General features: G+C 51.8%; 22 protein-coding genes. 9 read left to right on the top strand and 13 right to left on the bottom strand.

What is annotated here, in order from left to right:
• Positions 1–106: 106 nt before the first annotated feature.
• Entirely contained in the window at positions 107–580 is a 474-nt protein-coding gene (locus NST69_RS15675) for a C40 family peptidase (protein WP_342550011.1), read from the bottom strand.
• A 125-nt stretch (positions 581–705) separates the two neighbouring features.
• Positions 706–2,496 carry a sugar-binding domain-containing protein gene (locus tag NST69_RS15680; RefSeq protein WP_342550012.1) on the bottom strand — a complete coding sequence of 597 codons (1,791 nt, stop codon included), beginning with the start codon at positions 2,494–2,496 and terminating at the stop codon, positions 706–708.
• A gap of 135 nt (positions 2,497–2,631) precedes the next feature.
• On the opposite strand from NST69_RS15680, the gene NST69_RS15685 reads away from it, so the two are divergent.
• Entirely contained in the window at positions 2,632–3,411 is a 780-nt protein-coding gene (locus NST69_RS15685; RefSeq protein ID WP_342550013.1) for an AraC family transcriptional regulator, read from the top strand.
• 108 nt (positions 3,412–3,519) lie between these two features.
• Here the strand turns inward: NST69_RS15685 and NST69_RS15690 are convergent, their stop codons facing one another.
• Positions 3,520–3,711: a hypothetical protein gene (locus NST69_RS15690; RefSeq protein ID WP_342550014.1), complete on the bottom strand. Its 192-nt coding sequence runs from the start codon at positions 3,709–3,711 to the stop codon at positions 3,520–3,522.
• A 153-nt stretch (positions 3,712–3,864) separates the two neighbouring features.
• Between NST69_RS15690 and NST69_RS15695 the strand changes: the two genes are divergently transcribed.
• On the top strand, positions 3,865–4,467 hold the full coding sequence (locus NST69_RS15695) for a TetR/AcrR family transcriptional regulator C-terminal domain-containing protein (protein WP_342550015.1): 603 nt from the start codon (positions 3,865–3,867) through the stop codon (positions 4,465–4,467).
• Here NST69_RS15695 and NST69_RS15700 read toward each other — a convergent pair.
• On the bottom strand, positions 4,464–5,417 hold the full coding sequence (locus tag NST69_RS15700) for an NADP-dependent oxidoreductase (RefSeq protein WP_342550016.1): 954 nt from the start codon (positions 5,415–5,417) through the stop codon (positions 4,464–4,466). The two genes, NST69_RS15695 and NST69_RS15700, sit on opposite strands and share 4 nt — an antisense overlap.
• A gap of 203 nt (positions 5,418–5,620) precedes the next feature.
• On the opposite strand from NST69_RS15700, the gene NST69_RS15705 reads away from it, so the two are divergent.
• Positions 5,621–5,983 (top strand): ribosomal protein L7/L12, encoded by a 363-nt coding sequence (locus NST69_RS15705; protein ID WP_342550018.1) that lies wholly within the window; start codon positions 5,621–5,623, stop codon positions 5,981–5,983.
• 97 nt (positions 5,984–6,080) lie between these two features.
• Here NST69_RS15705 and NST69_RS15710 read toward each other — a convergent pair whose 3' ends face one another.
• From NST69_RS15710 to NST69_RS15730, 5 genes are all read right to left on the bottom strand, one after another.
• The gene (locus NST69_RS15710) at positions 6,081–6,719 is read right to left on the bottom strand and encodes an ABC-2 transporter permease (protein ID WP_339314505.1); all 639 of its coding nucleotides are present in this window, start codon (positions 6,717–6,719) and stop codon (positions 6,081–6,083) included.
• Positions 6,712–7,581, bottom strand: coding sequence for an ABC transporter ATP-binding protein (locus NST69_RS15715; protein WP_342550019.1), 870 nt, complete (start codon positions 7,579–7,581; stop codon positions 6,712–6,714). The genes NST69_RS15710 and NST69_RS15715 overlap by 8 nt, the downstream gene beginning before the upstream one ends.
• Complete coding sequence (locus NST69_RS15720; protein ID WP_209873956.1) at positions 7,578–7,958, bottom strand: GntR family transcriptional regulator; 381 nt, start codon at positions 7,956–7,958, stop codon at positions 7,578–7,580. The genes NST69_RS15715 and NST69_RS15720 overlap by 4 nt, the downstream gene beginning before the upstream one ends.
• Before the next feature lie 99 nt (positions 7,959–8,057).
• Positions 8,058–8,738 (bottom strand): succinylglutamate desuccinylase/aspartoacylase family protein, encoded by a 681-nt coding sequence (locus tag NST69_RS15725; protein ID WP_339314509.1) that lies wholly within the window; start codon positions 8,736–8,738, stop codon positions 8,058–8,060.
• Positions 8,739–9,008: 270 nt separating this feature from the next.
• Complete coding sequence (locus NST69_RS15730) at positions 9,009–11,555, bottom strand: diguanylate cyclase (RefSeq protein ID WP_342550020.1); 2,547 nt, start codon at positions 11,553–11,555, stop codon at positions 9,009–9,011.
• Positions 11,556–11,766: 211 nt separating this feature from the next.
• Between NST69_RS15730 and NST69_RS15735 the strand changes: the two genes are divergently transcribed.
• Entirely contained in the window at positions 11,767–11,889 is a 123-nt protein-coding gene (locus NST69_RS15735) for a hypothetical protein (RefSeq protein WP_268748454.1), read from the top strand.
• Positions 11,890–12,196: 307 nt separating this feature from the next.
• A complete protein-coding gene (locus tag NST69_RS15740; protein WP_342550021.1) occupies positions 12,197–13,357 on the top strand; it encodes a C45 family peptidase in 1,161 nt (386 codons plus the stop codon).
• Between the two features lie 8 nt (positions 13,358–13,365).
• Here the strand turns inward: NST69_RS15740 and NST69_RS15745 are convergent, their stop codons facing one another.
• Positions 13,366–13,893 (bottom strand): GrpB family protein, encoded by a 528-nt coding sequence (locus NST69_RS15745; protein ID WP_342550022.1) that lies wholly within the window; start codon positions 13,891–13,893, stop codon positions 13,366–13,368.
• 96 nt (positions 13,894–13,989) lie between these two features.
• On the opposite strand from NST69_RS15745, the gene NST69_RS15750 reads away from it, so the two are divergent.
• From NST69_RS15750 to NST69_RS15765, 4 genes are all read left to right on the top strand, one after another.
• Complete coding sequence (locus NST69_RS15750; protein ID WP_200869561.1) at positions 13,990–14,160, top strand: hypothetical protein; 171 nt, start codon at positions 13,990–13,992, stop codon at positions 14,158–14,160.
• Between the two features lie 350 nt (positions 14,161–14,510).
• Positions 14,511–15,326 carry a glutamate racemase gene (murI, locus tag NST69_RS15755; protein WP_342550023.1) on the top strand — a complete coding sequence of 272 codons (816 nt, stop codon included), beginning with the start codon at positions 14,511–14,513 and terminating at the stop codon, positions 15,324–15,326.
• Positions 15,323–16,096: a GNAT family N-acetyltransferase gene (locus tag NST69_RS15760; protein WP_342550024.1), complete on the top strand. Its 774-nt coding sequence runs from the start codon at positions 15,323–15,325 to the stop codon at positions 16,094–16,096. The genes murI and NST69_RS15760 overlap by 4 nt, the downstream gene beginning before the upstream one ends.
• 399 nt (positions 16,097–16,495) lie before the next feature.
• Positions 16,496–17,092 carry a DUF2441 domain-containing protein gene (locus NST69_RS15765; protein ID WP_339314525.1) on the top strand — a complete coding sequence of 199 codons (597 nt, stop codon included), beginning with the start codon at positions 16,496–16,498 and terminating at the stop codon, positions 17,090–17,092.
• Here the strand turns inward: NST69_RS15765 and NST69_RS15770 are convergent.
• From NST69_RS15770 to NST69_RS15780, 3 genes are all read right to left on the bottom strand, one after another.
• Complete coding sequence (locus NST69_RS15770) at positions 17,070–18,272, bottom strand: response regulator (protein ID WP_342550026.1); 1,203 nt, start codon at positions 18,270–18,272, stop codon at positions 17,070–17,072. The genes NST69_RS15765 and NST69_RS15770 overlap by 23 nt on opposite strands.
• Complete coding sequence (locus NST69_RS15775) at positions 18,269–20,056, bottom strand: sensor histidine kinase (protein ID WP_342550028.1); 1,788 nt, start codon at positions 20,054–20,056, stop codon at positions 18,269–18,271. Before NST69_RS15775 ends, NST69_RS15770 begins: the two co-directional genes overlap by 4 nt.
• Before the next feature lie 90 nt (positions 20,057–20,146).
• Positions 20,147–20,971, bottom strand: a complete 825-nt coding sequence (locus tag NST69_RS15780) for a carbohydrate ABC transporter permease (protein ID WP_036726674.1) — start codon at positions 20,969–20,971, stop codon at positions 20,147–20,149.
• Between the last annotated feature and the right edge of the window lie 17 nt (positions 20,972–20,988).

Below are 20,988 nucleotides of genomic sequence, written 5' to 3' on the forward strand. Positions count from 1 at the left end.
CAGTCATGACTATAGTTGCTACGACCATTATAATCACACTTCTTTTGCGTGTCAAATCATATAAATAAAGCCTCTAGAAAGTCTAGAGGCTCTTCGTCTTACATATTTAATTGCCAGTCATCTTCTGATAAGTGCTCTCAGAAATGGTTCTTCTGGCGGTAACATAGCGTTCCTTATAGTAACCTGATGACAGGCTGGTGATCGTAACGCCCTTGTTGCTTGAGGAATGTGCAAATTTGTTGTCGCCCACATAGATGCCTGCATGCGAGATGCCGTTGCCCCCGGTTTCGAAAAAGACAAGATCTCCCGGACGTAAATCGGACTTGGCTACATATTCGCCTGCACTTGCCTGCGACTTGGATGTTCTCGGAAGATCTAAGTTGAACTTGCCAAATATGTATATGATAAATCCGGAACAGTCAAACCCTTCAGATGCCTTGGTTCCTCCCCATTTATATGGAGTTCCCATCACATCATTAACCTCTTGATCAAGTCTGGAGCTGTCATCCGCAGATGCTTTTTCAGATCCAAACGATAGCAATAGCACAATACTCAGTAGCCATACGATTCCTTTCTTCAAAAAGAACTCAGTCTCCTTTCTTGCCGGCTAATGCTGCCTGACAAATATTAATTTTTTGTAACTATTATGAATGATAGTTTAATATTCTCCTTTCGTCAACCCCTTCTATGATTTTTTGAAAGAGTTTACATCCCCCGGCCCAGGTTAATCTCTCTAATCCGCTCCAGCGGCACCTTCGGCTCGCGATCCGCAGTCATTAACCCGTTAACCTCATCCTGAACGTCTGTAACCTGCGTATAACAGTACCCAGAGATGAATGGAATGGCCTGAATCGCCCGGGTCAAGCTGCCGAACCGCTCCAGAAAAGCTTCCTCGCTATCCACCTGATGGCCATAGCCCCAGCCGTGTTCGCTTTTGAAGGCAATCCCCCCATATTCGCTGATGATGATTGGCTGCCCCTTATAGCTGTAACCTTCTGCAAAAGCAAACTTCCACTCGTTATACGTACCGCTGCTGCCGGTAATAGAGTCTTTATCCTTGTAGGTTTCATATAGTGCTTCTCCCCGCTCTACATAATCATGCAGGGTCAGAATGTCAGATACCGTATGCTCCCAGCCGTCATTCGTAATCACCGGACGGTAAGGATCGATAGACTTAGTCAAATAATAGATGCCCTCCGTGAATGTCTGCTGCCGGACGTCATGAAGGATATTCTGCACCCCCCACGATTCGTTAAAAGGCACCCAGGTGATGATGCACGGATGATTATACTGCTGCCGCACGACCTCCAGCCATTCGTTGGTGAACCGCTCCAGCGCCTCGTCGTTATATTCATAAGCGGCCGCCATCTCCGACCAGACCAATACCCCTCTGACGTCACACCAGTACAGGAACCGGGCGTCCTCCACCTTCATATGCTTGCGCAGCCCATTGTAGCCCATCTCCAGAATCGCTTCAATATCTTGAATCAGCGCTTCTTCTGACGGCGGGGTCAGATGACTATCGGTCCAGTAGCCCTGGTCCAGGATCAGTCTTTGATACAGCGGGAGGTTGTTCAGCAGGATCTGGCCGCCCTTGATCGAGATATTGCGCATACCGAAATACGAGCCGACCCGGTCTATCTCCTGTTCACCCGCATACAGCACGAACTCGATGTCAAAAAGATTCGGGTTCCCCGGAGACCACAGGTTCTGCAGCCAAGGCCCGTTAATGCCTTCCATCATGCTGACCTCCACGGTCATCGAAGCTCTATCTACCGGCAGGCTAAGCTTATTCACTCTTTCCCCTTGAAACGTAATTTCCGTCTCCAGCCGGAGATCCTGTGCTTCATTTAAGCCTTGCAAGCAGTAGTCCAGCCGGAGCATTTGGCGGTTAATGTCGGGCGTCATTTTCACGGAATCCAGCCGGGTAGCGTGGACATGCTCCAGCCAGACGCTTTTCCAGATGCCGGTGGTCTGCACATAGAATGAGTCGTGGTTCCGGCCCGCCCAGCGCTGCTTGCCCCGGGGCTGGAGACAGCTGTCGCTGTCGGTCACCATCAGCACAATCTCGTTCACGCCATCCTGCCTGAGCAGATCGGTAATATCGAAGGAGAACTGCGCATACGCCCCCTCATGCTCTCCGGCATAGCCGCCGTTTACCCAGCAGACCGCCTTATAATCCACGCCTTCAAAATGCAGCACCGTCCGCTTCCCTTCTATCGCCGGGGACAGGACGAGTTGCTTGCGGTACCAGATCCGTGGGTGGAAGGTCTCCTCACCGATGCCGCTGGCCGCTGTCTCGTAGGCGAATGGAACGTTAATGGTATGTGTGGCCGGAAAATGATCCATCCAGCGCGCCGCAATGCCTGCGTGATCATCATCAAAGCTAAAGTCCCATGCTCCGTTCAGATCCAGCCACTGGCTGCGGACAAATTGGGGTCTCGGGTAGTTCGGGGTATAGAATTTCGTAGCTGCTTTCGTCGTTGTTCCAGTCATATTAGAATTAACCCTCTTTCTCATTACTGAAGTATTCTCCATATTCACTATCACAGAGTACTCCCTTGTCCCGGGAAAGAAAATGAATTATTCTATTGATTGACTGATCTATCCTCCAAAAAGGTGGAATTGTGTATGATCACCCTAAAGCGGTGCGGTTCGAATGTTATTCATCCAGAGGGCATGACGATTGACCGCCCGGAAGGCTCCGGCGATTACGTCTTTGTATTCTTTCGGAGCAAGATGGAGCTGAGGCTTCAGACGCGGAGCGTCTACGCTGAACCGAATACTTACATCATCTATAACAGAAACAGCCACTACTTCTACAGAGACGCAGAGCTGCCGCTGGTGCATGACTGGTTTCACTTCGAGCTGGAGGGGGCGAATGCTTGGTTTGAACGCTTGAAGCTGCCGCTGGACACCTTAATGAAGGCCCATGACCCTCTCTATATCACTAGAAAAGTGAATGAGCTTCACTGGGAGAATCTGCAGAACGGCAGCTTCCGCCAGAATATTATCGACTCCATTATTCGTTGCCTGTTCATGAAGCTTAGCGATATGCGGCATCATGTGGAGTCTAGCCAGCCGGTCAGCAAATACTATGATTCATTCCTGAACCTGAGAAATGAAGTGCTCAGCTCCCCCTCCACCTGGTACTCTGTCGAACAGCTTGCAGAGCGGATGAACATGAGCCCGTCCTATTTTCAGCAGATCTATAAGCAAATCTTCGGCATTCCGGCCGTCAGCGACATCATCCTTAACCGCGTGGGCCATGCGTCCTATTTACTGAAGAGCACCACCTATACCATCTGCCAGATCTCTGCAAGTTGCGGTTATGAGAACGATGTCCATTTCATGCGGCAGTTCAAGAAGTTCACCGGCCAAACCCCGAGTGAATATCGAGGGAAGGGCTGATGGCGAAGGAAGAGTGGCTCGGGGTTATTGGCTTAGATGAGCATAAAAAAAGCAGCACTCCAGAAACTACATACCTGTTCCAGACCACCGCTCATTTGGAGATGTTAATCAAAAAATCCACATGATCACAACAATAATCAAAGCAATAACACCTACTGCAATTAACAGATCAGAGATCTGCCGCCATAATCCCTGAGGCCCTTCTTTATGAAGCTTTTGTTCATTAACGTCATGATTGGCTTTGTGCCCGCCGGGATCAGTCGAATTCGCATGAGGTCCCGGATTGAAGAAATCAGACATAAAATCGCCTCCCTTTCCTTTAATTATACACCATTTTATCTCATTAATGGTAAACAGAAAGACTTTGGCTTAGCTAACATTTGAATTTTGGCTTTAAATATCCTATTTTAAAAAGATAGAGTTTCAGCAGCTAACGGAAGAGGCGAACACAGTATGGGCGATATACATGAGAGGATGTCAGCGGGAACCCGGGCTTTGATCGAGGATAACTTCCTCCAGCTCATGGAGCAGGAAGGATTTCACAAGGTGAGCGTACGCCAGCTGGCGCTTAGAACACATATTAACAGGGGAACGTTCTATCTGCATTTTACAGATAAATACGATCTGCTGGAGCAGCTGCAGCGGGAAATACTGACAGGTCTGGAGCAGGTGATGGTTGTCAAAATCGTACGCGAAGAGATGTCGGAGCATTATCTGAAGGGCATACCCTATCCGCCTCTGGTGCATATTCTTGAGTATCTGCAGCAGCACGGCGAGCGGCTCCGGTTATTTCTCGGGGCTAAAGGGGACACGGTATTTCCGGGGCAATTCAAGGAGGTTGTCAAACGCAGCTTCTACCGGAAGCTGGAGATGAATGGCGTATTTGCCGAACACCCGGCGGTTCCTCCAGAGTATCTCGCTGCGCATTCCGCGTCTATTTTCCTCGGAATTACGGAAGAATGGCTGCACAGCGGGATGCCTTATACTCCGGAGGAGCTGGCGGTGATCTATAATGAGGTCTTATTTATGCAGTCGACTCTGATCGCTAATGCTTAAATTGTAATCAGTACCTTACCACGGAGCTTACCGGCCTCGCTCATGGCATGGGAGGCAGCCAGCTCGGCCAGCGGCAGACGCTCAGTAATCCAGAGCTTCAGCTTGCCCGCATCCACCAGCTCTGCAACCCGCGTCAGCAGCGTACGATCCTCTTGTGCAAACAGCCGGTGTGCCTTAACGCCAAGCTGCGCTGCCAGCGCTTCGTCCGCAGGATTCACTGCCGAGATCAGCGCTCCTCCCTCTTTTAGCAGCGGCAGCCATGTGTTGAGTACCTCAGTGCTCTCAGGGGACAGATTGAGGATCAGATCCACCTTGTCCGTCAGCTTGTCCGTGACGCTCTCCTTGGTGTAATCAATAATCTCGTCAATCCCCAGCTCCTGAAGCATCGGCATACTGGCCGCTGAGGAAGTCCCTATAACATACGCTCCATGCTGCTTGGCGAATTGCACCGCATAGATGCCTACCCCGCCAGCGGCTCCGGCAATCAGCACACGCCCACCCTGCGGCAAGTTACCGTGATCGAATAACCCCTGCCATGCGGTTAAGACACCAATCGGCAGCGCAGCTGCATCGGATAGCTCCAGGGAGACTGGCGCCAGCGCAGCATACTGCGCTTTGGTGACCACATACTCTGCGGCAGCACCGTCCCGGGACATATCGAGTGCAGCATAGACTCTGTCCCCCGGCTGAAAGTCCGTAACCTCTGCTCCTACTGCCTCCACCGTACCCGACACCTCAAAGTTAGGAATGTAAGGAAATTCATGCGGGAAAATAGCTTGCAGGTATCCCTTGCGGATTTTGACATCTGCCTGATTGAATGCGGTCCCTGCCACCTTAATCAGAATCTCGTCCGCTGCGGGAACGGGGATCGGTGCATCCTCATACCTTAACTCTTCTAGCCCTCCAAATTGATGTATCCGAATCGCCTTCATATGTGTAGCTTCGTTCACTGCGATCACTCCTCCAGATGAATTGGGAATCCGCGTACCGTTGAAGCAAGATGTGTACTGTTCCTGTAACTCATTGTAGGGTCCCGCCCAAGCGGATACAATCAACAATCAGGCCTGAAGTGTTCATTCTTCTCTCTAAGGGGTAGTAGAGTATAATGGCACTGGCATCCTTGATGAAACCTGCTACTGAAAGGAGACTACCTATGGACAATATGGATACGATCGATCTCGTCGCCATTCTGGCGCTGGTGCTGGTATTATTGCTCATGCTTAGCGTGTTCAGCCTGAAGCGGCGTGTGAACGAGCTGGAAGCCCGGCTCAATCAAAGAGATCCTTACGGAGGAATGCCCGCTGACCCCTCCTTCAGCCGAACCAGCCATATTCCTGCGCCGATGTTCGTGCAGAACCCGGAGCTGGCACCGGACCTCGAGCGGAGAATCCGCCTGCTGTTAGCCGAGGGCAAGAAGATCCAGGCAATAAAGGTCATGCGTGAAGCGCGGAATCTGGGCCTGAAGGAAGCCAAGGACTTCGTAGAGAACCTGGAACGGGGCGGAACCTTCCGCTAAGCGAACCATGAGTGAATGATCAAGAATGACCTCAGACTGCCACTGGACAGTGGAAGCTGAGGTCATTCTTGGGATGAGGCTGATACCAGCAATGAAGCTAGATATCCTTGTGCACATAAATCCGGGTCGAAATCAGATAAGAGCTATAGATCATGACGAGGTATGCCAGCACGCCGATGGCAATAAGCAAGACATTATCCAATCTGCCAGTGCTAATCCATTCGGCAAGTGCCGGAAACCGTTTAGACAAGCTGGTAATTGCCGTGAAATTCAGCATGATCACCATTATAAAGATGAAGTTGACGATCTGCATCCCTTTTTGTCCAAGCCAGTAATACATCGGCAGATAAATTGAGGCTAATAAAGGGAACGCGGCAGTAGCTATTCCCAGCTCTCTCCAGCGCAGCGGTTCATCCAACTTGCCCATCGTAAAAGCAACCAGATACAGCAGAATCGTACAGGTCAGGCTGAACAAGGAGAATGGAATCAGCGTCATATATTTAGCCTGAATCAGCCGTTGCCTTGGCACCGGGAGCGTGGCCAAAAACTTCTGGTTGTTATGCTGCATATCGATGGTACAGGAGTTAATGAGCAGCAGCATAGCTGGGAACAGCGAGAACACCGTATAGGCTTCAGCGCTCATATAACCCATAATCAGATAATAGGGAATCAGCAGGAGGATGAACTTCCGGGTGAGCATGAAGTCTTTACGGATCAGCGCAATGGAATTATGCATGAGCTTCGTCCCCTTTTACCGTATAATACATAATCTCTTCCAGCGTAGGTGTCTCGCAGATTGCGGTGTCCCTGAAATAACGTTCACCTTCCGCGCGGTTGCTGATCAGCCCCTCGAATCCCAGCCCGTTCTCCCGCAACCCCACGAACCACTGGCGTACATCCCGGTCCAGCAGTTCTTTCCCGCCTTTGACCAGCAAATAGCGCTCGCTCAGACTCTCCTTCATCTCATTGAATACAATCCGTCCCTCATTAATGAATACAATATAGTCGGCAATCCGGTCCAGATCTGTGGTGTTATGAGTCGAGAACAGAATCGACTTCTTCTCATCCTGAATATGCTCACTGAGCAGCTCCAGCATCTCCCGGCGGAAGATCGGATCAAGCCCCGAAGTAGGCTCATCCATAATCAGCAGATCGGCACCATGGGACAGAGCGATGGCGAGCGAGAACTTGATCTTCATCCCCTTCGACAGATCCTTAATTCTCTTACCCGGCGACAGCTTGAACTGCTCCTGAAATCTCAGATATGTATCGTTGTCCCAGCCTGGATAGAACGGAGCAATAATATTCTTCATCTGCTTCACGGTCATATTCTCATAATAAAAGCTCTCATCCGAGACGTAGCCGATCCGCCCCCGAATCGCTGCCTGCTCCTGATGGTTGTTCTGGCCGAAGACCCGGATGTCCCCTTGGTCCTGCGAGATCAAGCCCATTATCATCTTGATCATTGAGGTCTTACCTGCGCCATTCGGGCCGATCAGCCCGGTAATGTAACCCTCCTTAATCGATAACGAAATATCCTTCAGCTCAAAACGGTCGTAGCTCTTCGTTACATGGTCTAGCTCAATTACAGTACTCATTCCTGTTCCTCCTCATAGAGCAGCTTCAGCATCTCCGCGAGTTCAGCGTATTCCATGCCCAGCTGTCTGCTCTCGTCAATAATCTCCTTCAGCTTGCCCTCTACCATCCGCAGCCGCTGTTCCCGGATATATTCCTGATCGGCCCCGGAGACAAAAGATCCCTTGCCGACAATCGAGTTGATCAGCCCCTCCCGCTCCAGCTCCTCATAAGCCCGCTTTGTGGTAATGACGCTAATCTGCAGCTCCTTCGCCAGTAAGCGGATCGATGGCAGCGGCGTACCCGAGAGTAGCTCGCCTTGGAGAATCATCTGGCGGACCTGCCCCACAATCTGGGCGTAGATCGGTTCGCCAGATGTACTTGATATCACGATATTCATGCAGCAGCATCAGCTTCCTTTGTGTTTGTTGTAACTAGTGTATATATGTAATATATACACTATATTCAGTTGTGTCAATCCCTTGTGTCATCCCCTTAATTAGCCGATCATCCCCTGAGACCGCAGAAAGTGGTAGACGATCTCACTCTGCAGCCTTACTCTTAAGGCATAGTCCAGGCTCCAGCAGGTCTCTACGGTCACCGCCCGGGCACCGAGCAGGCGCTGAAAGGCCATCCGGGAAGTTCCTGCACGCTCCCTATGCCGTATGTTGAAGCGGTAAGCTCTATTCGTGATCGTCTGATTCATCCGCTTCACAATTTGCTTCGCCAGTCCATGCGCCCGGCTGACCGGGCTGATGATCAGGGTCTGGCCGACCCGCTTCGGATTCAGCTCGGACAGCCCGTTCGCCTCATGCAGATCCAGCACCCACGAAGGGCGGTAGCGCAAGGCAAGCTGCCATACGGCTGCCGACAACGGATGACGGGCCGGGGCGCCTTGTCCGCGCGGGAAGGTACGGTTCAGGTCAGGATTCCCGCGAATCCCCTTGCGCCGTGCGATTTGGTTCACCAGCGGGACGATAATCAGCTTCCCTGAGCGCAGCATCAGATCTCCCCGGCTGAGCCGGCTGGCGATGCCTTGCGCTGCACGGCTGCTCGCCGGCTCATTGCCGTGAACACCGGAGATGATCATGAATACAGGTCCGGGGACCCCGCTGCTAATGACATAATAAGGTGTGGCATAGGGCGTTCCTGCCGCCAGCGTATGCTTCTCTACAGACAATGCGGTTCACCTCGCTCTGGATAATGCGGATCATGTGGATGATGGTATACAAGATTCTGGACAGCACCAAAGGTTACTCTGTAATGTATGCGGATTACCTGCGGGGGATTGGACGAATAGGACAGCAAAATAACCCCACAAAGTGGAGCTTTAGCGTAGGTGATGACTCAAAAACTTTGCGGGGACCCCAAAACATATAAACTCTATTAAAAAAAGCCGGACAAGTCCAATATGGACTCATCCGGCTTCTTCTCTGGATGCACGATAGTACTAATAAAACACGACCTGGTTCTTCCCGGCAGACTTCGCCTCATAAAGAGCCTTCTCCGCCTTGGCAATGAAGTCAGACGGGCGGTCAGAGGGAACCGGTACCTTCAACAGGCCGCCTATACTTACAGTGACCACCCCTTCCTCTTCAAAGCGGTCGCGGGGAATCTGCAGATCAGAGACACCTTGACGGACGGACTCGGCTAATTGCTCCGCCTGGGAGGCGGACGCACCCGCCATCGTGAGGATGAAGTTCGCCCCGCTGAAGCGGGCCACGAAGGTGCCGTGCGTGATGCTGATGATATTCAGTACATCGGCTACCGACTGGATGCAAAGATCGCCGCCCTTCAGCCCGTGTACCGCATTATAGGAATGGAAATCATCGATATCAATCGACAGCAGCAGCAAGGGTTCCCGGGTATTCAGCGTATCCTCCCAGCGCTGATCCAGCTCATGCACAAGGGCCTGGCGGTTCGGCAGATCGGTTAGTGAATCGGTCGTCAGATAGCTTTGCATCTGATTGGCCGCATCGATATAGGCTTCACCCTTCGCCTCTGTACCGGTTCCAGTGTTAAGCACCGCCATAATGGATGGTCTGCCGCCATGAATGACCGAAGCCAGACTCAGGCTTACGTCCAGCGGTTGCCCGTCGCTGCTCACGAACTGTCCCTGATCAGATACGAACTGGGTCACATTCTGGCTCAGGTCTATGAAGTGCTGCTCCAGGGCTGGCCGGTAAGACTCCTGCACATAGTTCAGGAACGGCTGCCCGATCAGGGATTTTCCTTTCTCTTCACCTATCAGCTCCACTGCACGGTTATTGCAGTAGGCGATCACATCATCGGTAATCATGAAAAAGGCTACCGGAGACAGATCCATCAGCTGCAGATACCGCTGTTCGTTGTGGCGCAGACTGCGGGCATTCTGCAGGGCCTGTTCTTCCGCCTGACGCAGCTGGTTCTCGGTCTGTCCGCGCAGAATAGATTTGAGCTGAGGCAGAATGTTAAGATGCTGCTCTCTCCACGGAAGTGAGGTGGACTGAACCACCTGCCGCCATTTCTCAAAGGACTTGCGGGGAGACAGGCGCTGTCCGTCATTCTCCTGAATGACAGCCTTAGCCGGATCTCCGGCCCAGTCCACAATCTCGACCACCTCAGGCCTGAACCAGATCATGTAATTCTGATGTCCTGGAGTCAGGGCGAGATAGATGACCCCTGAGGCTTTATTCTTGTAAGCTTTGGCTGATTCATATTCCAGACTGAGCCTGGAGGTGCAGTAGGTGTAATCCTTCGACTTCCCTGCCAGCCAGCCGGCAAGCTCCCGCACCTGCTCCTGGGAGGGTGTTACTCCGAACAGCATCAGCTTGTCCTGATAACACACGGCTGCGCCGGAAGCCTCCATCATACCCAGTAGTGTCTGCTCTTCATCGCCGAGCTGTTCAATCACCCGGGAAGAGCTGACGTTACCTGTGAAAATATCAACAATTCTCATCGCTTTGGTCCGCATCTCCAGCTCCGTCTGATAATTGTCGAGCTGCTGACGCTGGTACAGCTCACTCGAGAAGAAGGCACCCAGGAAATTACACAGATTACGGATACGGTGCGGGACATACTTGGGAGAATAGTGATGACAGGTGATCAGTCCCCAGAGCTTGTTATTATTGATCAGCGAGATGGTGGTCGTTGCGCCGACTCCCATATTCTGCAAATACTCGATATGGAGCGGAGACACACTGCGGAGGATGGACAAGCTAAGGTTCAGGGGCTTACCGGTAAGGGGCTGCAGCACCGGGGTGATCGGAACCGGAAGATAGTTCACATCGACGATTGTCCGCAGCCAGTTGCGCAGATACAGCTCACGTGCCTGCTTCGGAATGTCAGACGCAGGATAATGATGGCCAAGGAACGGTTCCAGTCCTTCTTCCTTGGCTTCCGCAATCACCTTGCCGTTCCACTGTTCATCGAATTCGTAGATCATGACCCGGTCATAACCGAGCATCTCCTTCACCTGCTCGGCGGCGGCCTGGCTGGCTTCGAGACGGTTCGCCGTATGCTTCAGCCGTCCGAAGAACGTGCGGATCCAGTCGAAGTCATTGGAGCTGTCGCTCTGATCGATGGAGGCAGGCTCCAGTTCAACGATCATCAACCCTTCACTTTCGTGAATGATGCAGAAGAAGTCCTCCGGCTGATCTGCCACTTTAATCGTTATAACTATATATTGTAAATCTGCTGTTTCTTTCGCATTCACACTGCGTTCAAGCATCATCTTCAGCTGCTCCGGGCCTACCAGGTCAGCCATAGGCGTTCCTAACAGTGATTCTGCAGCTGTTCCCAATAACTTACCCGTATTCAGACTGGCTTGGACAATCCTAGGAGCTGTGTCCTGAGTTACGGCCAGCAATACACCATGCGGCTGAATAAGTCCGGGAATATGGATGGGCTCCTTCTCGCAGTTATTAAGATCCACGGGTTCCTTGGGGTCCAGCCCGGCTTCATTTAACAGGGTCCGGTTCAGCGGCTGATTCTCATGTTCTGTATTAAAATCTGACATAGGTGCAATGCCTCCATTGAAGTAAATGATTTCTAAGCTGTTTTGGCGTAGGTTCATTCTAACTTACTTTGGGCAGCAATAACAAACATAAGTCTGGTCTGCACAGCCTGTTTTGGCTTGTATTACAGTCTTGGAATAATTATGTATAATATGGATGGATAGAGCATAACCTGTGACGGCTAATCCATTCCTATACTCCGAGGTGACCGTAATGCGGCGAACCAAACGTTCAGGTAGAGAGATTGTTTCTTTTCTGCTAAGCGCCTTCTCCATACTGATCATTGCCTTCTTCCTCATCCGCTATGTGCTTCAGACCGTTTCATTCGCACCTTAACAGCCTGCCCACGCAAAAAGGAGCATTTGGGGGAAATGCTCCTCTTCGGCTTGCATATACCAAGTATTAGGTTGCACTTCCGGAAGATTTGTAATCCGAAAGTCTTACCAATAATTTACCTTAAAAACCTCAATAATACAAGTATTTCCTTCTATTCCAGTGAAAATGTGACTAATTCATAACAGCGCTTCGCCGCTTGGCTGCGCATCCGGGGATTTGGGGTGCAGCAGGCTTTGCCGCCTGATCTATACGCCCGTTATAATGAACCTACTCTGCGCAGAGAATAACCGAGAGAAGGAACATTCACATGGATGCTAATCCCTTGTTACAGCGCAAGACCGCACAATTTACACATCTCGTTACCGAAGGCACTCATTATGAGGTCGGGCGCGCCTTTGGCGCCCATCATAAGAATAACTCCGCCATGCTATCCTTCTTGTCCTCCCCCTTCATGGGAGCCTCCCCGCTGACTCCCTATGCTGCAGACAAAGCCATGGAGAGCTTCGAGCGCTACTGCCCCGGCTTGAATGAAGAAATTCAAGGCTTCGCCGATGAGACCGGCGTAGAGGCCGCCCATGTCGTATTCTATTATTCCTATTTTCAGGCACCGGGCCACTGCACACAGGCAGCCTACCGAACTGGAGCAAGTGGAGAACAGAGCGGACATATCTGTCATATGCGTAATTATGATTTTGGCTGGGAGGATGAGCCGTATAATCAGCTGCTGCTCAGCACTACCCGGGTGAAGGGCAAACCGGCGCATACCGGCTTTGCGCTGCAGCTGTTCGGGCGTTATGACGGGATGAATGAAGCAGGACTTACCGTAACCACCACCTCGGGGAGAGTCCGGCCGGAGATGACCGGGGAGGGCTTTATTTTTCCAGGCGTAGTCCGGGCCTTGCTGGATCAATGTACTACCGCAGAAGAAGCTGTCCAGCTCATGCGCAGCATGCCGGTGGCCGACTACAGAAACTTCCTGATCTCTGACGCCCAGGGGAACATCGCCCTTGTGGAGACGGCTGGTACCGAGAAAGAGATCCAGTACCATCCTGCTACTGCTGCCAGCTTAAGCGTAAGCCAGCTTGTGCTCTCGGCGAACCATTACACCCTGCCCTCCATGCAGCTACACAATCAGCAAGTCATGGAGAACTCATGGACAAGATATGACGCGCTGCGTGCAGCACTTATGGACGATAACACCTCTATCAATCCTGTAGAAGGCATGAAAGCTGCCGCAGGACGCGAATATCCCGAAGGGATCTGCTGTCACCATTACAGCGAAGGCTTAGGCACCTTATGGTCCATGGTCTGTGACAACACAGCCCGCGAGCTGCATATCTGTTTCGGTTCCCCGCAGTTAAACGGCTGGAGAACATTCGGGTTCCTTGACCCGGCGGGAATGCGTGTATACGAGGCAGTGCTGCCGGACAAGTCGTCCGCAGAGGGATTCTGGACCCTTCCCAGCTAAGCTCCCTCTCACTCTTGCTGCTGTGACGCCCTCTGCAAAATAGACTGCACAAACGCGGTCTTCCCGTCACAATACGCATCAATATCATAACGGTACGCTTCAGCCAGCCGCTGCTTGACCGCCTGATATTCCTCCCGGGCAGCGGGATGGCTGCGCAGATAATCACGGAACCGGATATGCTCCACGTAACCTTTGCCGTCTTTGGGACATACATACAGATGGTATTTCATGAATCCGTCATCCTGGTTGCTTTTGAAGGCTTCCCGGCCCTCAATGCCCATATTACCCTGATGCTCATAACCGAACTCCTGCAGTCTGCGGATGATCTCCGGCAGCTGGTCATAGCTCTCCATCACCAGATCGATATCAATCACAGGCTTGGCCCACAGTCCTTCAATCGAGGTGCTGCCCACATGCTCCGCTGCGATAATCAGATCTCCGGCGATCTCCAGCATCCGCTTCTCAATTCTGCTATATTCCGCCTTCCAGGCCGGATCATACGGAACCACCTCTACAACCTTAGTCTTCTCAGCCATAATCCCTCTCCTCCTTCGGCTATAACCTGTACCCGCCACTGGAATAAAATACAAACCTCTATCTCATACTAACCCGCAGAGACGGAGGTGAACAGTATGCCCAAGAATAGTGCAGACCCGAAGCATGACCGTGCAGACAACCGCGCCGATTCAAAAAACAACCAGCAGAATCACGCCAGCATCAGCGAAATCCCCCAGATGGTGACTCCTGATAAAGCGGCAGATGTCGTGCCAAGTCTAAACGGCGTGACCAAGAACGAGAGCTGATTTCAGCTTTGCTATGCTCGTAGACCAGGCTTTCCCCATGGCATGGGCGAACAGCCTGGTCTTTTGCTGGGAAGAGAAGTTATACTATAAATCTAATGATAGAAATAGAAGATATAGATTGAGCTTGAAAACACCCATAAGGATAGTGGCGGAGGGGAATTTTGGAACTGGAGGAGCGGTAGCGTCCGCCTTTGTCACCGGATTTCAACTGCAGAAAGCAGGTTAAATTAAGAAATCTGGGGACAACAGCGGCCGGAAGTCCAAATATTTTCTGGAGTCACGCCCATCCCGTAATGGATACCTTACAAGTATAATCTATGGAATAGAATCATCAAGAAAAGAGTGGACGTATGCGAATTGGATTTTTTGACTCCGGAATTGGCGGGTTAACGGTGCTTCATCAGGCGCTTAAGCTCTTGCCGCAAGAGGACTACCTCTTTTATGCAGATACAGACCATGTTCCCTACGGGGAGAAGACAAAAGACGAAGTCAGGGAGTACATCCTGCAAGCGGTGGATTTCATGGCCAAGCAGCATATCAAAGCGTTGGTTGTCGCTTGTAACACAGCCACCAGCATTGTGATCGAAGAGCTGCGGCAGCGGTATGACTTTCCGGTCCTCGGGATCGAGCCGGCAGTGAAGCCTGCGGTTGAACAATCGGAGGGCAAGCAGAAGAAGGTGCTGGTACTCGCCACCCGCTTAACGCTGCAGGAGAAGAAGTATCATGATTTGGTGCACCGTATCGATCACGGGGAGATTGTAGATAGTCTGCCGCTTCCCGGGCTGGTTCAGTTTGCGGAGCATTTTGATTTTGACGAAGAGAGAATTATTCCCTATCTGAAAAGTGAGCTGGCACACTTGGACCTTAAGCGGTACAGCACAGTGGTTCTTGGATGCACCCATTTCCCCTACTTCGAGGGAAGCCTGCGGAAGATATTCCCCGAAGGGGTGAACTTCATCTCCGGCAGTCTCGGAACCGCCAGGCATCTGAAGCAGATTCTTCAAGCAGGGGGCCGGATCAATGAGGGGACGGGCGATATCCTTTTTTACAGGTCCAGTGTACAGGTAGACGATCCTGCATTGTTATCCAAGTATGAGCGCCTGTTCAAGCGTCTGGATGACATTGAACAATCTATTAATCTGAGCAAAAGGAGTGATCCCGCATGAGTCACTATACAGCCCTAATGGAGAAATTACGCCGGAATCCGCTGAAAAATGTTACGCTGCTCAAAATGATGACGGCGTATCATGCTCAGATCGACAGCGTGCTGATTGAACAGCAGGAGGAGTGGGGCGTGCTGCTACTTATGCCTGCCGCAACCTTCGGCTATGATCACCGGACTTACCCGGAGGCTGACACAGTTGTGCTGATGGACTACAGCAGTCCTCAGGTCTTCCCTGCCCTGCTGAAGCGGTTGCCGCGGGACGCCAACCTGGTCTTCAAGCTTCAGGAGGATGCATACCGCCAGGCGCTGGAACCCTATTTCACGCTGCGGCGGGTCCGTAGTCTCTACTCGTATTCTTCGGCCGAAAGCCAGAAGTTCAGCCCAGATGAGGCCTGCACGGTCAGTGAAGCTATCGATGAACGGCTGCTGCCGCTGTGGATGGCGAATGATTATTCGCTAGAGGAGATCACGCAGTATTTTGAAGACGGGGCGTTCGCTGTGACGTTATTTGACGGGGATACGCCACTCAGCACATGTATGGTGTACCGCAATGAGGAACGAATCTGGGAGATAGGCGGCGTACGTACCATAGAAGCTGCCAGACAGCGGGGATTGGCACAGCGTGTAGTCCATACAGCAGTCTTTCATACCCTGAAACGGGGCTACATTCCCAGGTATCAGGTGCTGGAGAACAACCTCGCCTCCATCCGCCTCGCCGAATCCATTGGCCTTACCCGCGCTGTTACGCTGGAGCACTGGGTTAATTATTGATGCGACCGCCGGACTGGTCTGCGGAATCGTCTCCATCTTTTTACGATGGGGTATGGGTTATGACTAAGTTTATAAAGGTATGAAGCTGCGTTCATAGCTAATATTCAGAGATAAGTGTATTTGGTGCAACTAAAAACAATGAAAACGAAGGCACACCTCTCTTAACTGTATTCCATACAACTAAATTTGGCGGAATGGGCGAAAAGACGGATACAGAAGCATTTTAGTTGTACGAAATACAGCTAAACAGAGATTCAGCGGCACATCCGGTGATTTAGTTGTACAGATTGCAATTAAGCCTATCCCTTGCACCTAATCAGGCACGGCAACCCTCAGCAAGTGATGAGTTAAAAGTAATTTTCACACGTTTAAATCTGATGCTCTACTAGGAGGTAGACAATGCAAGCAAGCGAAAGATACGTTTACCACATTGTAACCCGGAAGAAGATGGCCCTGAATCAAATCATTCATTTTGACAACCAGCAGAAAAACACCTTGTATCGCTTCTTTTTTGAGCAAGAACAGTTGAATTCCAAAGGGGAAGACGTTATTCAAATCCTGCACGGCAATTATACTAATGACGGTTTGAAATTGGATAAAGAGGATGCAGATGTTACGGTTAAGTATGCGGAGCAGACCATCCGAGCGGTTCGAGAGGTGATCGTTGAAATGGTAAGGCTACAGGAACATCCTGAGTATCCTTCACGTTTGTCTTGCTTATACGCAGCGAAGAGCTATGAAGACGCCCTGATGTGGAAAAGCATATTCGATTCGTATCACCGGAAAGTGCTGCAGATCGTGAAACTTAAGGTCACTGGAGCTATTTTTGAAGGTGATGGCAGTCTATTGCCCAAGGAAGACGGGGCCCCATTCTCCCGTAAAATCGAACAAGCCAGAGAATACTGGAAAGGAAATTATAATAATGCGCTCCCAGAGCTGTTGATTAACGGAAGAATCGAAGTCGCAGACATCCTCACAGAGTACCCTTGCTCCTAAGAATGCTGATGCTCTCCTGCTGGCGGTATTCTGTGGGGGTAAGGTTGTATTTCTTGCGGAACATTTGGGTAAAATGGCGCATGTCCTGGTAGCCTACCCGCTCTGCGATATCGGCCAGCTTCAGCCCCGGATTCAGTAGTAGCAGCTTCGCCTGCTCCAGCCGCAGCGAGGTAACATATTCCTTGTACCCCTGCCCCGTCTTCTGCTTGAACAGCTGGCTGAAATAAGCCGGATTCAGGAACACCACCGAAGCGATTCTCTCCAGTGACAGCTCCTCGTAGAAATGCTCCTTAATGTAGTGCAGCGCCACTTCAATCGCCTTCTCCCCACTCCCCTTGAGCGGCTCAAGCGGCGGCCCCTGGAAGGCCGAAGCTTCCCGCATCCGCTTCACGATCTGCGGCACCGTATGGAAGTCACAGCTCCGCCCGGAATAGATCATCTGAAAAGGGATTTTCAAATAATGCGTCAGATGCGTCTTTACCTCCTCCTGGAACTGCTCTACCCGGACGCTCTCGCCCGGTGAGATCAGGCCCAGCAGGTGCTGGCGGTCATAGCTGACCACGAAGCCCCGCCCATACCGCTCAATCAGCTCGGAGAGAACATTCTCGACAATGAAATGCTCCAGCCGGGCTCTCTGATCCCCAGGCTCCAGCTGAACCATCACCAGATAGAAGGAGTGATAATCTTCAATGAACGCGTCGATGTCCAGATTCCCGATATCCAGCCCGGAGGCCAGCCGCTGAAAAACCCCCTCGCGCAGGAACCGCAGACTGGCCTTCAGCCGCTCGCCTTGCCGCGAGATTTGGTTATCCTGCTGGATTTCGCTTGTCAGGCTGTCGATCAGCTCGGTCAGCTTATGCTTGCCGATCGGCTTCAGCAGATAGTCGCGCGCACCCAGCCGGACCGCTTCCTGGGCATAGGAGAATTCGCTGTGGGCAGAGATGACAATCCATTTCACATACGGATACCGGCGTTTCGAGATTTTCATGAATTCCAGCCCGTTCATGCCCGGCATCAGAATATCGGTCAGCACGATATGGATGTGCTGCTCTTCCAGAATCTTCACCGCTTCCTCCGCCCGCTCAGCCACGAACACCTGATGCTCTGCACTAATCTGCTTAATCGTACGCTTGATGCCTTCACGGATGGCCCGTTCATCATCGGCTATAAGAATGTTCATCCCGGTCGCTCTCCTTCCACTGGAATAGGCAGCACGATCGCCACCTGCGTCCCCTCACCGGGGAAGCTCTGAATTTGCAGACCATAGCCCTCCCCGAACATGAACCGCAGGCGGCGGTGCAGGTTCTGGAGTCCGATCCCGCTTTTGCCGCCTTCTCTGCCACTGGAGCCCGAACTATCCGGACCATCCACATTCAGCGACTCCTGTAGCCTTGCAAGCTGCTCCCCGTTCATTCCGTCCCCGTTATCCTCCACAATTAGCTCAAGGTGGTCGTCCTCTTGCCGGGTGTACACCTTAAGAATCCCCTGACGCGAGAGCGGCTCCAGTCCATGCTTGACCGCATTCTCAATGACCGGCTGCACCGTCATCTTCGGGACCCTTATGTTCAGCCAGCGTTCATCGATATCCGTCACGATTACGAGGCGGCCCTCCAGACGGATCGAGATAATCTTCAAGTAATGCCCGATCTGCTCCAGCTCCTCCCTCAGGCTCACCTCAGCCCCGTCTTCCCACTGGCTGCTGTAGCGGAACATTGAGGACAGCGACAGCACCAGCTCGCCAAGCTGTTCATTGCCCTCCTCATCGAGCATCCAGTAGATCATATCCAGCGTATTGTATAGAAAATGCGGGTTCACCTGGGACTGCAAAGCGTGCAGCTCCGCATTCTTTTCGCTGACTGAGGACAGCTTGACCCGCTCAATCAGCTCCTCGATCCGCCGGACCATCCGGTTGAAGGAAGCGACCAGAATGTTAATCTCCTGATACGAAGAGACCTTGACCATGCCGCCGAAGTTCCCCACCTCCACCTGGCGCATCTCGCGGATCAGCTTCTTCAGCGGCGAAGAGATGGTCTGCGATACGATCGAAGCAATCAGCGTGGAGACCAGAATGAGCGCCGAGATCACGATCAAGAGATAACGCTTCATCTCCACCAGCTCCACATTCAGATCCTTGTCCGGCGTAATACTCATCACCCACCAGCCCGAGAAAGACAGCTTAGACGCCACAACCAGCTGCCCGCGCTCCTGCTGAACCATCACATGCTCCGAAGCGGGAAGCTTGGGCAGACGGGCAGCGTCCGGCTGCGGATCTGTGGCCGAGGTGACAAACCGTCCATCCGGGGACATCAGGTAGACCTGGCTGTGCGCGCCCAGCTTCAGATTCTCCAGCGCGTCCAGCACCGGCTGCGGGTCCGTCTCATACAGCACGATGCCTATCGGCTTATGCTCATTCAGGTCATAGAGCTGCCGCCCGAAGGCGAAGACCGGACTATCCTCCACCTGGTCGATCAGGGAGTGCGGGTACACCCCGAGCCAGACCATTTTCCCTGAAGAAGCCTGCAATTGCCGGTACCAGTCCTCCTGCCTATAATTCGGATCGACCACATTCATATAGTTGCCATAGTTGTAGATCTTGCCGCGGTCCGTGATCACATGAATACCCACCAGATCGTCCCGCGAATAAAAGATCGAGCCGATGATATTCGTCACCGTCTGCTCATTGATATAGGCCACCGCCGGCCCGTCCGTCTTCTCATTAATCAAGCGGATCATCTCGAAGTTATTGCTGAGCGATTTGGACAAGGCGTCATACCCCTTATAGAGAAGCGTGAATAAGCCTGCGCTCTGGGCGACGTTTTTTTGCGACAAATCACCGATCTTCTCATGCAATTGGTCTGTAGTCCGGTTATAGTACAGCAGGCTGACAATAAGCAGAATACTGGACATGCAAAAAAGAAACAGCAAGAACAACCGATGATGAATGGAATGAAAGCCGAGCTTCATAAGACTCTCCCCTTTACGCACCTGTTCTGCCGTTTCCTATTATAAAACTTTTCCATTTTTATGCAATGAGGGAATTCAGCACGCCTTACCCTACCCCTTAACCGCTCCGGCCACCATCCCTTTGGTAATCTGATTCGACAGGAAGAAGTAGATCAGAATGACCGGCAGCGCGCCCATCACCAGGAAGGCCCCGATATTCCCGTAGTTGACCGAATACTGGCTCACGAAGGTATAGACCCCGAATGGAAGGGTTTTGAGCTTCTCTGACGAGATGAACGTAGCAGCCAGGATGTACTCGTTCCAGATATTGATGAAGGTTAAGATACATACGGTCATGACAGGCGGAATCGACACCGGCAGGATAATGCTGCGGAAGATCCGGTACACGCTCGCCCCGTCGATGAACGCCGATTCTTCGATCTCATGTGGAATAGCTCTCATGAAGCCGCTCAAGATGAACACGGCGATGGGAGTCGAGAACGCGATGTACGGCAGAATCAGCGACCAGTGGGTGTTGAGAATATGCATGTTTTTGAAAATAATCATCAGCGGCAGCAGCGTGGCCTGCATCGGAATCATCATCCCCATCAGGAAAATGGTCATCACGACATTGCCGTATTTCCACCGGAACCGGGAGATCGCATAGGCTGCCATAGAAGCCAGCAGAATGACACAAATCATCGTAAGGGCGGTAACGAACACGCTGTTCGACAGGTACTTCAGATAACTGCCCGAGGTGTAAGCCTCATAGTAGTTATGCCACTGGAATTTTCGCGGAAAAGAAAAGAAGCTCCCGTCCTGAATCTCCTCATTCGTCTTCAGAGAGTATAGCAGGAGCCACAGTAGCGGGTAGAGCTGGGTAATGACAGGAATGGCAAAAAGAAGATACACGATTCCTTTTTTAAGCTTACGCATGGTCCGCGCACTCCTTT

Origin of the sequence: Paenibacillus sp. FSL P2-0089, assembly GCF_038595095.1 — a bacterium.
GTDB lineage: Bacteria > Bacillota > Bacilli > Paenibacillales > Paenibacillaceae > Paenibacillus_AQ > Paenibacillus_AQ silagei.